The 13712-nt window shown below is 44.0% G+C and carries 13 protein-coding genes and 1 tRNA gene; 9 read left to right on the top strand and 5 right to left on the bottom strand.

The features are described 5' to 3' along the window. Positions 1 to 18 precede the first annotated feature (18 nt). The 7 genes from M0696_RS17520 to pgmB are packed head-to-tail and all read left to right on the top strand — an operon-like array spanning position 19 to position 8945. Complete coding sequence (locus tag M0696_RS17520; protein WP_248602213.1) at positions 19 to 1272, top strand: extracellular solute-binding protein; 1254 nt, start codon at positions 19 to 21, stop codon at positions 1270 to 1272. A gap of 39 nt (positions 1273 to 1311) precedes the next feature. Then, positions 1312 to 2619: a maltodextrin ABC transporter permease MdxF gene (gene mdxF / locus M0696_RS17515; RefSeq protein ID WP_248602212.1), complete on the top strand. Its 1308-nt coding sequence runs from the start codon at positions 1312 to 1314 to the stop codon at positions 2617 to 2619. Further along, complete coding sequence (mdxG, locus tag M0696_RS17510; RefSeq protein WP_166847963.1) at positions 2620 to 3456, top strand: maltodextrin ABC transporter permease MdxG; 837 nt, start codon at positions 2620 to 2622, stop codon at positions 3454 to 3456. A gap of 4 nt (positions 3457 to 3460) precedes the next feature. Then, complete coding sequence (locus tag M0696_RS17505; protein ID WP_222142082.1) at positions 3461 to 4351, top strand: DUF1189 domain-containing protein; 891 nt, start codon at positions 3461 to 3463, stop codon at positions 4349 to 4351. Further along, positions 4323 to 6596 (top strand): glycoside hydrolase family 65 protein, encoded by a 2274-nt coding sequence (locus M0696_RS17500; RefSeq protein ID WP_248602211.1) that lies wholly within the window; start codon positions 4323 to 4325, stop codon positions 6594 to 6596. The genes M0696_RS17505 and M0696_RS17500 overlap by 29 nt, the downstream gene beginning before the upstream one ends. Continuing rightward, complete coding sequence (gene malL, locus M0696_RS17495; protein ID WP_248602210.1) at positions 6589 to 8274, top strand: oligo-1,6-glucosidase; 1686 nt, start codon at positions 6589 to 6591, stop codon at positions 8272 to 8274. The genes M0696_RS17500 and malL overlap by 8 nt, the downstream gene beginning before the upstream one ends. Further along, complete coding sequence (gene pgmB, locus M0696_RS17490; protein WP_248602209.1) at positions 8271 to 8945, top strand: beta-phosphoglucomutase; 675 nt, start codon at positions 8271 to 8273, stop codon at positions 8943 to 8945. Before malL ends, pgmB begins: the two co-directional genes overlap by 4 nt. A gap of 67 nt (positions 8946 to 9012) precedes the next feature. On the opposite strand, the gene clpP is transcribed toward pgmB, so the two are convergent. Further along, a complete protein-coding gene (clpP, locus tag M0696_RS17485) occupies positions 9013 to 9609 on the bottom strand; it encodes an ATP-dependent Clp endopeptidase proteolytic subunit ClpP (RefSeq protein ID WP_003219849.1) in 597 nt (198 codons plus the stop codon). Positions 9610 to 9879: 270 nt separating this feature from the next. Between clpP and M0696_RS17480 the strand changes: the two genes are divergently transcribed. After that, positions 9880 to 9955, top strand: a tRNA-Arg gene (locus M0696_RS17480). A gap of 148 nt (positions 9956 to 10103) precedes the next feature. Next, complete coding sequence (locus M0696_RS17475) at positions 10104 to 10616, top strand: DUF3231 family protein (RefSeq protein WP_166848057.1); 513 nt, start codon at positions 10104 to 10106, stop codon at positions 10614 to 10616. Positions 10617 to 10657: 41 nt separating this feature from the next. Here M0696_RS17475 and M0696_RS17470 read toward each other — a convergent pair whose 3' ends face one another. The 4 genes from M0696_RS17470 to aspP form a co-directional block, all read right to left on the bottom strand. Then, a complete protein-coding gene (locus M0696_RS17470; RefSeq protein ID WP_166848060.1) occupies positions 10658 to 10972 on the bottom strand; it encodes a DMT family transporter in 315 nt (104 codons plus the stop codon). Next, entirely contained in the window at positions 10972 to 11307 is a 336-nt protein-coding gene (locus tag M0696_RS17465; protein ID WP_166848063.1) for an SMR family transporter, read from the bottom strand. Before M0696_RS17465 ends, M0696_RS17470 begins: the two co-directional genes overlap by 1 nt. An 82-nt stretch (positions 11308 to 11389) precedes the next feature. After that, on the bottom strand, positions 11390 to 11974 hold the full coding sequence (locus tag M0696_RS17460) for a TetR/AcrR family transcriptional regulator (RefSeq protein WP_222142078.1): 585 nt from the start codon (positions 11972 to 11974) through the stop codon (positions 11390 to 11392). A 94-nt stretch (positions 11975 to 12068) separates the two neighbouring features. Next, the gene (gene aspP, locus M0696_RS17455; protein WP_166848069.1) at positions 12069 to 13631 is read right to left on the bottom strand and encodes an aspartate/proton symporter AspP; all 1563 of its coding nucleotides are present in this window, start codon (positions 13629 to 13631) and stop codon (positions 12069 to 12071) included. Positions 13632 to 13712 lie beyond the last annotated feature (81 nt).

Raw genomic sequence — 13712 nt, 5'->3', positions numbered from 1 at the left:
ATAGAAGGGGGAAAAGAGATGATACCTTTTAAAAAAGGGTTCGCTTTATTGGCGGCATCAGTCCTGACATTCGGCCTTGCCGCCTGTTCAAATTCAAAAGATCCGGCAAGCTCTGATGGAAAAAAAGTCCTGACTGTGTCTGTCGAAGATACCTATAAAGATTACATCGAAAGCATAAAAGCAAAGTTCGAAAAAGAGAATAATGTCACAATAAAAACTGTTGAAAAGCAAATGTTCGAACAGTTGGAAGCGCTTCCTCTAGATGGTCCGGCGGGTAATGCACCTGATGTTATGCTTGCAGCCTACGACCGGATCGGCGGTTTGGGACAGCAAGGTCATTTGCTTGATATTAAACCATCTCATACAAAAAGTTTTGGAGATAAGGAGATGCAGCAGGTAACGGTTGACGGCAAGGTGTATGGAATGCCGCTAGTCATTGAAACACTTGTTTTGTATTACAACAAAGATCTGTTACAAACAGCACCAAAAACATTTAAAGACCTTGAAAAATTAACGGAGGATTCCCGGTTTGCGTTCGCTTCGGAAAAAGGAAAATCAACTGGATTTTTAGCTAAATGGACTGACTTTTATATGTCGTACGGTTTGTTGGCCGGTTACGGCGGATATGTATTTGGAAAAAACGGCACAGATTCCGGGGACATCGCCCTGAACAATAAAGGGGCTGTAGAAGCGGTGAAATATGCCGAGAAATGGTTTAAAACATATTGGCCAAAAGGCATGCAAGACAATTCAAGCGCAGACGATTTTATCCAGCAGATGTTTTTAGATGGCAAAGCGGCTGCGATCATCGGCGGACCTTGGTCAGCTGCCAACTATAAAGAGGCTAAATTGAACTACGGAGCAGCTCCCATTCCGACATTGCCAAATGGAGAAGAATATGCCCCTTTTGCAGGCGGGAAGGGCTGGGTTGCATCAAAATATACAAAAGAACCCGAACTGGCTGAAAAATGGCTTGAGTATGCTGCAAATGATGCCAATGCTTACGCTTTTTATGAGAATACAAACGAAGTTCCGGCTAATACAGCTGCAAGGAAGAAAGCGGATGAGCAACAAAATGAGCTGACGTCTGCTGTGATTAAACAATATGAAACAGCGGCACCGACTCCGAATATTCCGGAAATGGCTGAGGTATGGACGGGAGCGGAAAGTTTAATTTTTGACGCAGTTTCAGGAAAAAAAGCGGCGCAAACATCAGCGAATGATGCTGTAAACGTTATAAAGGAAAATATCAAAGAAAAGTATGTGAAATAAAACGGCGGGGTAGCGTCCGGAAGAATAGAGGGCGAAAAAATGAATAAACACCACACACTTGCAAAGCAAAAACGAAAGGCAGGGCTTTTATCGATCATTCCAGGACTTGGGCAGATCGTGAATCAGCAGTTTTCAAAGGGAATCTTGTTTCTTGCCATCACAGGTTTGTTCGCTGTTGAATTATGCGTTTTCGGCATTCAGGCGCTCACTGGATTAATTACATTGGGAAGTGTTCCCGGTGAAGACCATTCACTGTTTATGCTGATTGAAGGCACGCTGCAATTGATCGTGACGCTGATTTTCCTCATGTTCTATATCTTTAATATTCATGATTCGCGTAAGACCGCCGCTATGAAAGCGGCGGGTTTGGAGATCAATACAACGGCCAAGGATATGATCTGTCATGCGGGTGATAAAGGGTTTCCATATTTATTTACACTGCCGGCATATATCATGATGGTGTTTGTGATTATTTTTCCGGTTTTGGTGACTCTGCTTGTTGCATGTACAAACTATGATTTTTATCATATTCCGCCTAACAGCCTGATTGACTGGGTCGGTTTTAAAAATTTCTTGAATATATTTTTCCTCGGCTCCTATCGTGAAACATTTGTGAATGTACTCGGCTGGACGATCATCTGGACAATCTGTGCGACAACGCTGCAAATCATTTTGGGGATCGTGACGGCACTTTTCGTCAATCAGGATTTCATAAAATGCAAGCGGATATTCCGTATGATTTTCTTACTTCCATGGGCTGTTCCGGCTTTTATTACAATCATGAGTTTTTCCAACATGTTTAACGACAGCATAGGGGCGGTGAATGCGCAAGTGATTCCATTATTAAATCACCTGCCGTTTGTAGAGCTTCCGGCGATTGCGTGGAAGACTGATCCTTTCTGGACAAAGACAGCCCTCATTATGATTCAGACTTGGCTTGGCTTTCCCTATATTTATGTCATGGTAACGGGCGTGCTTCAGGCGATTCCAGGTGAACTGTATGAAGCGGCAAAGATTGACGGGGCTACTTTTATTCAGCGTTTTCAACATATTACGTTCCCGATGATTTTATTTGCGACAGCACCCGTGATGATTACCCAGTATACGTTTAATTTCAATAATTTCTCGATTATTTACTTATTTAATGAGGGAGGACCGGGGAGCGCGGGAGCCGGGGCCGGGTCGACCGATATCTTAATTTCTTGGATTTATAAACTGACAACAGGCACATCACCGCAATATTCCGTAGCGGCAGCTGTTACACTATTAATTTCTTTCATTGTCATTGGAATTTCCCTGATTGCTTTCAAAAAATCGAATGCTTTTGGCAATGAGGAGGTTATGTAGGTGAACGTGAGAACTGCCAGAATGTTTAATAGAATCTGTACCTATTTATTTTTGGCGCTTTTAAGTATTGTCATTATATATCCCTTGCTGATTACGGCATCATCGGCTTTCCGTGTGGGAAATGCGGCGGCTTTTCAGCTCGATTTTTCGGGTTCTTGGACTTTGGATCATTTTAAGCGGCTGTTTGACGAGACGCTTTATCTTCATTGGTACAGCAATACACTTGTCATCGCGTTATCGGTCATGGTATTGCAGGTTACCATTGTTACACTTGCCGGGTATACGTACAGCCGCTATCGATTTGCAGGCCGAAAAAAGAGCCTGGTATTCTTTTTAATCATTCAAATGGTGCCGACGATGGCAGCACTGACTGCTTTTTACGTTCTGGCGATGCTGATAGGCGCACTCGACCAATACTGGTTTTTGACAGCGATCTATATCGGCGGCGGAATTCCGATGAACACGTGGCTAATGAAAGGTTATTTTGATACTGTCCCGAGAGAAATTGATGAAGCTGCGCGAATTGATGGGGCGGGACATCTGAGGATTTTCGCTTCCATTGTTCTGCCGCTTGTTAAGCCGATGCTTGCGGTGCAAGCGCTTTGGGCGTTTATGGCACCGTTCGGCGACTATTTGCTGGCTAAATTTTTGCTTCGCTCACCGGAAAGGCTGACCATCGCTGTGGGATTGCAGTCCTTCATTTCAAATCCGCAGCAGCAAAAAGTCGCCCTGTTTGCGGCCGGAGCTATACTTGCTGCACTGCCGATCTGTGTCTTGTTCTTTTTTCTCCAAAAGAACTTTGTGTCCGGGCTGACAGCCGGCGGAACAAAGGGGTAATTTGATGAAGAATCTGCAAAATGAAAGCTTTATCATTCGCTTCCTGAAAGCGGCTGCATCCCCGTCAGGTGTTTGCCGTTACGGGAATACATTCAGCTGGCTGCATCTCTCTTTTCTCTTTATGTTTTTAACGGCCTGCTTGATGGCGCCGTTGACGGTTTCGTTTATGAAAATGGATCGCTTCAGTGTTGCATCTTTCATGCCGTCAGCTATTCAAAAGGTTAATGATCGATTTGCTGATCAATTACAAGGTTTTCAAATCAGAAACGGAAAACTAACAGGCGGTAAGAGCCCTGAGCGGATTGAAGATGGACAGAATTTGCTGGCGATCGATTTGAAGCATGAATATCAGACAAACGGTGAAAATGGGCGATTGAAAGTAACTGGGTATGATAACGCCATCGTATTTCAATCTGATCAACTGGTGATCACCGATCAAAACGGAACGGGGTTTTCTGTTGGCTATGCAAAAATGGATGCTAAGCTCAAAGAACCGAACGTCCATGATATAGAGGTTTTGATCGATACATTATGGTTGGCACAGTATAGGCCGATGATCATGATGCTGGCATATGCGGTGATTTTTATGATTCAGCTTTTTTTAACGGCTGTTCTTGCGGGGGGCATCTGGGCCACAAAACGATCAAACATGATCTCTATTGCGTCATTCAAGGAAGGGGCATCTATGGCGATTTGCGCATCAGCACTGCCGGCATTTGTGGCCGCTGCTGTCGGTACGGTTCATTTTGACTTGATCACTGTATTGATGATCCATTCGTGTGGCGTCACTTTGATGATCTCTTTTGCATTTAGATATTTGACCAAAACCCGCCGTTATAATGGAAACTTACATTCGGGAGGAAATTATGATAAATCAGCGGTTATTCGAGATTGATGAATGGAAAATCAAAACACATACATTTCAGAAGGAACATACACGGCTGCAGGAAAGCCTGACTTCTCTTGCTAACGGCTATATGGGAGTCAGAGGGAATTTTGAAGAGGGCTATTCAGGCGACAGTCACCAAGGCACATATATTGCAGGCGTCTGGTTCCCTGACAAAACACGGGTAGGCTGGTGGAAAAACGGGTATCCGGAGTATTTCGGAAAAGTGATCAATGCGATGAATTTTATTGGCATAGACTTATATATTGATGGTGAAAAAGTCGATCTCTATCAAAATCAAATCGAATCATTTGAGTTAGAACTCAATATGAAAGAGGGGATTCTGCGGCGAAGCGCTGTTGTCCGCATTCATGATAAAATCGTCAGAATCAGATCTGAGCGATTTCTTAGCCTTGCCGTAAAAGAGCTTTGTGCGATTCATTATGAAGCGGAGTGCCTGACAGAAGATGCTGTCATTACGCTTGTTCCTTACCTGGATGGAAATGTCGCAAATGAAGATTCTAACTACCAAGAACAGTTTTGGCAGGAAGAAGAGAAAGGGGCTGATCCTCACCGCGGCCATTTAGTCACAAAAACGATCGAAAATCCATTTGGAACACCGCGCTTTACTGTTTCAGCTGCAATGGCAAACGTGACAGAGGACTTTGTCAGTGAAAACTCTCAAACAGCTGGGATGTATGTCGAGAATCGCTACAGTTATCAAACGAAGGCTTCTTTGAAAAAGTTTATTATTGTCACGACTTCCCGTGATTTTCGGGAGGCAGAGCTTTTATCGAAAGCCAAGGAGCTATTGGCGGGTGTTCTTGAGAACGGATATGAAGAAGCGAAACGGAGACACACTGATCAATGGAAGGAAAGATGGGCAAAAGCGGATATAGAGATTAAAGGGGATGAGGAACTTCAGCAAGGAATCCGCTACAATATCTTTCAATTATTCTCGACATATTACGGGGGCGATGCCCGTTTGAATATCGGGCCGAAAGGATTTACTGGCGAAAAATACGGAGGTGCTGCATATTGGGATACTGAAGCATATGCCGTGCCAATGTATTTGGCGACAGCCGAGCCGGAGGTGACGAAAAACCTGCTTTTATACCGCTATCATCATTTGGATGCAGCTAAACGGAATGCCGCCAAACTGGGGATGAAGGGGGCACTTTACCCGATGGTGACGTTTACAGGTGATGAATGCCACAACGAATGGGAGATCACCTTTGAAGAAATTCACCGCAATGGTGCCATTTGCTATGCGATCTGCAATTACGTCCACTATACAGGCGACCATGACTATATGAAAGAATACGGAATAGACGTTCTCGTGGAGGTCAGCAGGTTTTGGGCCGACCGCGTTCACTTCTCGAAACGAAAAAACAAGTATATGATCCACGGCGTCACAGGGCCGAATGAATACGAAAACAATGTCAACAACAATTGGTATACAAATGTAATCGCGGCTTGGACGTTGGAGTATACATTAGAAAATCTCGAAAGGATTTCAGCGGAAAAACGCCGCCAGCTTGATGTGCAGGAAGAAGAATTGAAGGTGTGGAGAAATATCATCCAGCACATGTATTATCCGTATAGTGAAGAACTGCAAATTTTCATTCAGCATGACACATTCTTGGATAAAGACCTGCATTCAGCGGACGAATTAAATCCAGCTGAGCGGCCTCTTTATCAGAATTGGTCCTGGGACAAGATTCTCCGCTCCAATTTTATTAAGCAGGCAGATGTGCTTCAAGGCATTTATCTTTTTCATGACCGTTTTACAATGGAAGAAAAACGGCGAAACTTTGAATTTTATGAACCAATGACTGTTCATGAATCAAGCCTGTCGCCCTCTGTCCATGCGGTTCTCGCCGCCGAACTCAAAAAGGAAAAGAAAGCGCTTGAATTATGTAAGCGTACAGCAAGGCTTGATCTCGACAATTACAATCATGACACGGAAGAAGGCCTGCACATTACATCAATGACGGGAAGCTGGCTCGCAATTGTTCAGGGCTTTGCAGGCATGCGCATCACGAATGAGACGCTGTCATTTGCTCCGTTTTTGCCGCAAGAATGGGACGGATATTCGTTCAAAATCAATTATCGAAACCGATTAATCAATGTTAGGGTCGACAAAATGAGGGCCTCATTTGAGCTTTTAAGAGGCGAGCCGCTGCACATGAAAGTTTATGATGAACCGGTTGTCCTAGATGGACGATGCGAAAGGAGCATGCCTGATGAGTGAATGGTGGAAAGAAGCTGTCGTTTATCAAATTTACCCCCGCAGTTTTTATGATGCCAACGGAGATGGATTCGGGGATTTGCAAGGTGTGATTCAAAAGCTGGATTACATCAAACATCTCGGGGCGGATGTGATCTGGCTCTCCCCGGTGTTTGATTCCCCGCAGGATGATAACGGCTATGACATCAGTGACTACAGAAACATGTACGAAAAATTTGGCACAAATGAAGATATGTTTCAGTTAATTGATGAAGTGCATCAACGCGGAATGAAGATCATCATGGATTTGGTCGTGAACCACACGTCAGATGAGCATGCCTGGTTTGCTGAAAGCCGCAGGTCAAAGGATAATCCTTACCGGGATTATTATTTTTGGAAAGATCCGAAACCGGACGGCTCAGAACCGAACAATTGGGGGTCGATCTTCTCAGGCCCGGCGTGGACATTTGATGAAGGAACAGGGCAGTATTATTTGCACTATTTTTCGAAAAAACAGCCTGATTTAAACTGGGAAAATGAAGCGGTGCGCCGGGAAGTTTATGATTTGATGAGATTTTGGATGGATAAAGGCGTTGACGGCTGGCGAATGGATGTGATCGGCTCCATTTCCAAGTACACTGAGTTTCCGGACTACGAAACAGATAACAGCCGCAGCTATATCGTCGGCCGTTATCATTCGAATGGCCCCCGCCTTCATGAATTTATTCAAGAGATGAACAAGGAAGTGCTTTCTCATTACGACTGCATGACAGTCGGAGAGGCAAACGGCTCTGATATTGAAGAGGCGAAAAAATACACAGATGCAAGCAGGCAAGAGCTGAATATGATCTTTACTTTTGAACATATGGATATTGATACAGAACAAAACTCTCCAAACGGAAAATGGCAGATCAAGCCGTTTGATTTAATTGCTTTAAAAAAGACGATGACAAGATGGCAGACCGGGTTAATGAATGTCGGCTGGAATACCCTATATTTTGAAAACCATGATCAGCCGAGGGTTATTTCCCGCTGGGGCAATGACGGTGAGCTGCGAAAACAGTGTGCAAAAGCATTTGCAACGGTTCTCCACGGCATGAAAGGAACACCGTTTATTTACCAGGGAGAAGAAATCGGCATGGTCAACAGTGATATGCCGCTGGAGATGTATGACGATCTTGAAATAAAAAATGCATATCGTGAACTAGTCATCGAAAACAAAACGATGTCAGAAAAAGAGTTTTTAAAAGCCGTGACGAAAAAAGGACGGGACCATGCGAGAACACCGATGCAATGGGATGCCGGAAAACATGCGGGCTTCACAACCGGAGACCCTTGGATAGCAGTAAATTCCCGCTATCAAGATATCAATGTGAAAGAGTCCCTGGAAGATCAAGATTCGATCTTTTATTACTATCAGAAGCTCATTCAATTACGAAAGCAATACAAGATCATGGTATATGGAGATTATCAGCTGCTGCAGGAGAATGATCCGCAAATCTTTTCTTACCTCCGTGAATATCAAGGGGAAAAGCTTCTCGTCGTTGTGAATTTGTCGGAAGAGAAGGCTCTGTTCGAGATGCCTAAGGAACTGATTCATGAGCGCTGGAAAGTGCTGATTTCCAACGATTCGCAGGAGCGGGCTGATTTGAAGAGCATTTGCCTCGAACCTTATGAAGCTGTGATGGGCATTAGCATATGAAAGCGGTCATTTTTGATTTAGACGGAGTGATAACAGACACTGCTGAATATCATTTTCTCGCCTGGAAGCATATCGCAGAACAAATCGATATCCCCTTTGACAGAAGTATGAATGAAAATCTAAAAGGAATAAGCAGAGAAGAGTCACTTGAAAGCATACTTACCCTTGGCGGTGCGGAAACAAAATATACAAATGCGGAGAAACAAGAACTTATGCATCAAAAAAATCAATATTATCAAACGTTGATCAGCGAATTGAAGCCGGAACATCTTTTGCCGGGAATCGGCAGGCTTCTTTGTGAATTAAAAGGCGAAAATATAAAAGTCGGGTTAGCGTCTTCAAGTCGCAATGCCCCCGAGATTATAAAACGTTTGGAGATTATTGATGATTTTCATGCTATTGTTGACCCGACGTCACTTGCGAATGGGAAACCTGATCCCGAAATCTTTTTAACAGCTGCAGCGCAGCTCGGCGTTTCCCCGGCTGATTGTGCGGCAATAGAAGACGCTGAAGCAGGCATTTCCGCAATCAAATCTGCCGGTATGTTTGCGGTAGGAGTCGGTCATGAACTGTCAATGCTTGGTGCCGATCTAATTGTGAGGCAAACTTGTGACTTGACGTTTGAGCTGTTGAATGAGGAATGGGAGCAGTATAGAATAAAACGTTTTTAAGAAGCGTTAGACAATTCCTTCAAATAAAAAACCTGCAAGAGACATAGCTCTTGCAGGTTGTGCAGTATTACTTTTGTTCTTCTGTGTTGCGAGTCAGGATTTTGTCAATCAGGCCGTATTCAAGCGCTTCTTCAGCAGACTTGAAGTTGTCGCGATCTGTGTCGCGTTCGATCACTTCAAGCGGCTGGCCAGTACGTTCAGCAAGAACTTTGTTTAATTTGTCGCGAAGCAAGAGAATGCGTTTCGCGGCAATTTCAATTTCTGTCGCCTGACCTTGCGCACCGCCAAGAGGCTGGTGAATCATGACTTCACTGTTTGGAAGCGCATAGCGTTTGCCTTTTTCGCCGGCAGCAAGCAGGAACGCACCCATTGATGCAGCCATACCGATACAAATTGTAGATACCTTCGGCTTAATAAACTGCATGGTATCATAGATCGCCATACCGGCTGTGATAGAGCCGCCCGGGCTGTTGATGTAAATAGAAATATCTTTTTCAGGGTCTTCTGCTTCTAAGAATAAAAGCTGTGACACGATGGAGTTCGCAACGTTGTCATCAATCGCAGATCCAAGCATGATGATACGGTCCTTTAATAGACGAGAATAAATGTCATACGCTCTTTCCCCGCGGTTCGTTTGTTCAATGACTGTAGGTATTAAATTCATAATGCTCCTCCTTCACCTTTTAGGTAAGTATGTAGTTACATGATACATTTTTGGTCAATAAAGGTCAAACAAAAAGCTGGCTGGATATGCAAAGTCGTCTCTTTTTCCCATTTTCCCCAAAAATACAGGGGTTCAAACCATCGTATGTCAGATTGCCAAATAAGATGATGTGCCTGATGTAAAAAACGGCCTCTTGAAATAGAGGGTTGTTATTTCAATGGAATTATCGTATAATTAGTTGTGCTGACGTTCTCATAACACAGTCAACATGCGCTCGTAGCTCAGTTGGATAGAGCGGTGGTTTCCGGTACCACGTCTGTCGGGGGTTCGAATCCCTCCGAGCGCGTCCAATAGAACAACAGAAAAGACAAGGGTTTGGCATTTTGCCGCTCTTGTCTTTTTTGTTTTATAAATCTTTCTCGCCGCAACATAAATTTTCCTCCTCTAGGGCACGTTATGAGATGTATGATATTGAATTTGCGAGGAGGATGAACATGGGTATTTTAAGCGGAAATCCCCAGGATGAACCGATGCATTATGGTGAGGTATTCAGCTTGTGGAGTTATGTGATGGCGGGCAATAAAATGGTCGGCAATTATCAGATGTTATTGCATCATGTCGGTGATGACGACCTGAAAAAGCTGCTTCGTGAATCGATTGAGAAGTGCCAAGACGAAATAAAACAGGTCAATGCGATCCTGAAAGAAAACGGAGTGGCGCTCCCGCCGGCTTCTCCTGAACCGCCGGCTGCAGATCTCAAAGATATTCCGCCGGGTGCGCGGTTTCTTGATCCGGATGTGGCGGCCTCTGCGGCAGCGCAAAATGCTGCAGGCCTTGTGACGTGCAGCAAAATTATGGGGCAGTCCATTCGTGAGGATATTGCCATGATGTTTGGGCAATTCCATGTATCGAAAGCGGCAACCGGTGCAAAATACTTAAGACTGCTAAAAAACAAAGGCTGGCTCATCCCGCCGCCGCTTCATCTACAAAAGCATCAAGACGATTAATGGCAAGGGCATATACAGCTGTATATGCCCTTATCTTATGATTAAGCCGTAAGACGCAGTCCGATGACGCCGGTGAGGATTAGGCAAAGAGAAATCACCTGTGAAAGCTGAAATCGCTCCTTAAACCAGATGAACCCGACCGCAGAAACGCCAATACTGCCAATGCCGGTCCAAACGGCATAAGCGACCCCGGCAGGCAGAATCAGCATCGCTTGTGATAGGCAGTAAAAGGATAGGCCAAAACCAACAGTCATCACAATGATCGGCCATTTTTTTCTTGTTCCGTCTATATATTTCATCGCAACAGCAGCTATTATTTCTTCTAAACCGGCAATCACTAATAAAAACCATGCCATTATTTTTCACCTCCCGGCTGAGATTTGCTTTCTTTCGTGAATAGCTTCATTCCTAAAATACCTGCCAGCAATAAAGCTAAAAAAAACATTTGGGCTGCTGAGAAAGATTCGCCCAAAGCAATTCCAGTAATATATGTTCCGACGGTTCCGATTCCGACAAATACAGTGTATGCCGCGGCCATCGGGATTTTTTGATAAGAGCGGATCAACAGGATAAAGCTGATCGCAATCAAAATAAAAATGATGATCCAATCCAGTAGCGAATCGGCATGTTTGAGGGAAGAAGCCCAAACAACTTCTAAAAGCCCTGCAATCAAAACTAGCACCCAATGCAAATGAAACACCTCTCCAGTATAATGAATGAATGTCAGTCATTTTAAGGCGTTAAAAAATGAGCGGTGTTACCCAGTCATTTTTTTAAGCAATATCTAAGCTTCGTTTTAAGAAAGTAAAGATTTCTTTTTTGTACACTTCGATATTTTCATCTTGTTCAAACCCGATATAGAATCGTTCTGCAGTGTTCTCGACCAAGTTGATAATTGTTCTTGCTGTCCATTTTGCATTGATTCCTTCAGTTACCTCATGGTTTTCAATCGCCTTATTGATGATTTTTTCAAGCCAAGAATAATAAGGCTGATAGATCGTCTCCCATTTTTCCATGGAGTGGTCGATCGCAAGTCCGGAGTAACAGAGAACGATAATATCCTTATGGCGTTCTGTAATGAGAAATGTCTCATCAATTAATATATTTAAAACGGTCCAAAAATCCTCGTCTCCATACAGTTTCCCTTTGATTTGGTCCAGCGTATGGGTGAGAAGATTTTCTGCAATTGCCGGAATGAGAGCGTTTTTAGATGAGAAATATAAGTAGAACGTTCCTTGGGCAGTTCCGGCCTTTTTGACAATATCAGAAATAGAGGCCTTATCGAGACCTTTTTCAGAAATAACTTCAATGGCAGCCTGCAGAATTTTTTCATATTTGCCCGATGATTGTTTTGGCATGTGGAACACCTCCTGTAATGACTGACTATCATTCATTTTATCGTGGGAATGAGTGTTTGTAAAGAATAAAGAAGCAAGAAAAAATCTTGCTTCTTTATTTATCATAATCAATAGCAGCTTTCGGAAGCCCGGTATACTTTGCCCAGTAGTAAATCGCAAGTGAGCCGATGGCGACTAAAATGAGGTCGAGGGGATTGCTGATGATGCCCAAACCGTTTCCGAAAGAGCCGATATAGGAAAAGATCAGCATCATGATATAAAAACCGATAAGCCACCACGCTGATTTCAGTTGCTGGGCAAGGCTGACATCCTCTTGAGGCGCATATTTGCTGAAACAGAGATAGATCAAAAACATGACGAGCTGCGAGCCGAGCAGCCAGGAAACAGTTGTCCATCCTGACCAGTACACGATAAACGCTGTGAAGATAAAGGAAAGCGGCCCGATAATGCTCATTCCTTTTAAATAAAACGGCCTGTTTAAGTCCTTCGCATTGACCCTCAGCGCTGCTGAACAAATTGGTGCAATTGCATAAGAAAGGATGAGCGCGACAGAACAGACATTGACAAGCGCGTTCCACGAAGGGAAGGGGAGCGTCCAGAAAATCGACATGGCAAACGAAAGCCAGAGTGAAGCACGGGGTGTTCCCGTTTCTTTATTGACCTTTGAAAATATGCCAAATAATGTGCCGTTACGCGCCCAGGCGTAAACGAGGCGAGACGTCGTGTTCATGAAAATATTCCCGTTTCCTCCGGGAGACAGGATGGCGTCTAAAATAACAAGCGTTGCAAGCCAGCCTAAACCGAGCATGACTGCAATGTCTTTAAACGGCAATGAGAACTCCCGCCCGATTGCCGGCCATCCATTTTTAAGCGTTTCTGTCGGGATTGCACCAATAAAGGTGACCTGCAAAACAGTGTAAATGATGGTTGAAACGATGATGCAAATGATTAAAGCGATTGGGATGTTGCGTTTTGGATTGCGCACTTCTCCTGCAACAGCGACAATCGGGTGCAGGCCGAGATATGCAAACATTACGCCACCAGTCGAAATTGCAGCCTGAATACCTGTAAAACCAAACGGCGCAAATCCCTCAACAGATAAATTCTGCGATTTAAAATGAAAGATCAGCACGATAATGATGGTAATCGGTACAATATATTTAAAAATCGATATAATGAAATTTGCCTTAGCGAAGGTTTTGACACTCCAATAATTCAGCAAGAAAAACAAGCATAGCAAGGCAAACTGCAAAATCCAGCCTGCAATGGTCGGCGAATCAGATCCTTTTATGGTCAGGCCGGGAAACCAATAGGCCACATACTGACGCACGGCCGTCACTTCAATTGAAATCAGGCTTGTGTAAGCGACAATCGTGACAAATGATATTAAGTAGCCGACAAGGTGGCCATGTGAATAAACGGGGTATCGAATGATGCCTCCGGTACGGGGCAGAGCAGCCCCAAGCTCCGCGTACACGAGCCCGATTAACAGAATGATGGCTCCGCCGATGATCCAGGAAAAAGCGCCCGAGGGTCCTGCTTTTGAAGCGACATTACTGACGGCGAACAGCCATGCTGATCCAAAGATGGCACCCATCCCAATCAAAATCAGATCAAACAGCGACATTGATTTTTGAAAATTTCCTTGTTTAGACATCCGCTTCCTCCTTAGAAACCAGCCTTATATTCCTTACAATGCCCAATATGTAACAGAGAATACCGCTCTAATAAAAAAACA

Origin of the sequence: Bacillus rugosus, from assembly GCF_023238245.1 — a bacterium.
GTDB lineage: Bacteria > Bacillota > Bacilli > Bacillales > Bacillaceae > Bacillus > Bacillus rugosus.
Note: the sequence above shows the minus strand (reverse complement) of the source record. Positions and strands in the feature narration are given on the sequence as shown.

Bases quoted from the DNA above. Each gene is read 5' to 3' on its own strand.
- clpP (WP_003219849.1), bottom strand. From the start codon at position 9,609: ATGAATTTAATACCTACAGTCATTGAACAAACGAACCGCGGGGAAAGA.
- aspP (WP_166848069.1), bottom strand. From the start codon at position 13,631: ATGTCTAAACAAGGAAATTTTCAAAAATCAATGTCGCTGTTTGATCTG.
- malL (WP_248602210.1), top strand. From the start codon at position 6,589: ATGAGTGAATGGTGGAAAGAAGCTGTCGTTTATCAAATTTACCCCCGC.
- pgmB (WP_248602209.1), top strand. From the start codon at position 8,271: ATGAAAGCGGTCATTTTTGATTTAGACGGAGTGATAACAGACACTGCT.
- M0696_RS17460 (WP_222142078.1), bottom strand. From the start codon at position 11,974: ATGCCAAAACAATCATCGGGCAAATATGAAAAAATTCTGCAGGCTGCC.
- M0696_RS17500 (WP_248602211.1), top strand. From the start codon at position 4,323: ATGATAAATCAGCGGTTATTCGAGATTGATGAATGGAAAATCAAAACA.
- M0696_RS17520 (WP_248602213.1), top strand. From the start codon at position 19: ATGATACCTTTTAAAAAAGGGTTCGCTTTATTGGCGGCATCAGTCCTG.
- M0696_RS17470 (WP_166848060.1), bottom strand. From the start codon at position 10,972: ATGGCATGGTTTTTATTAGTGATTGCCGGTTTAGAAGAAATAATAGCT.
- M0696_RS17505 (WP_222142082.1), top strand. From the start codon at position 3,461: ATGAAGAATCTGCAAAATGAAAGCTTTATCATTCGCTTCCTGAAAGCG.
- mdxF (WP_248602212.1), top strand. From the start codon at position 1,312: ATGAATAAACACCACACACTTGCAAAGCAAAAACGAAAGGCAGGGCTT.
- M0696_RS17475 (WP_166848057.1), top strand. From the start codon at position 10,104: ATGGGTATTTTAAGCGGAAATCCCCAGGATGAACCGATGCATTATGGT.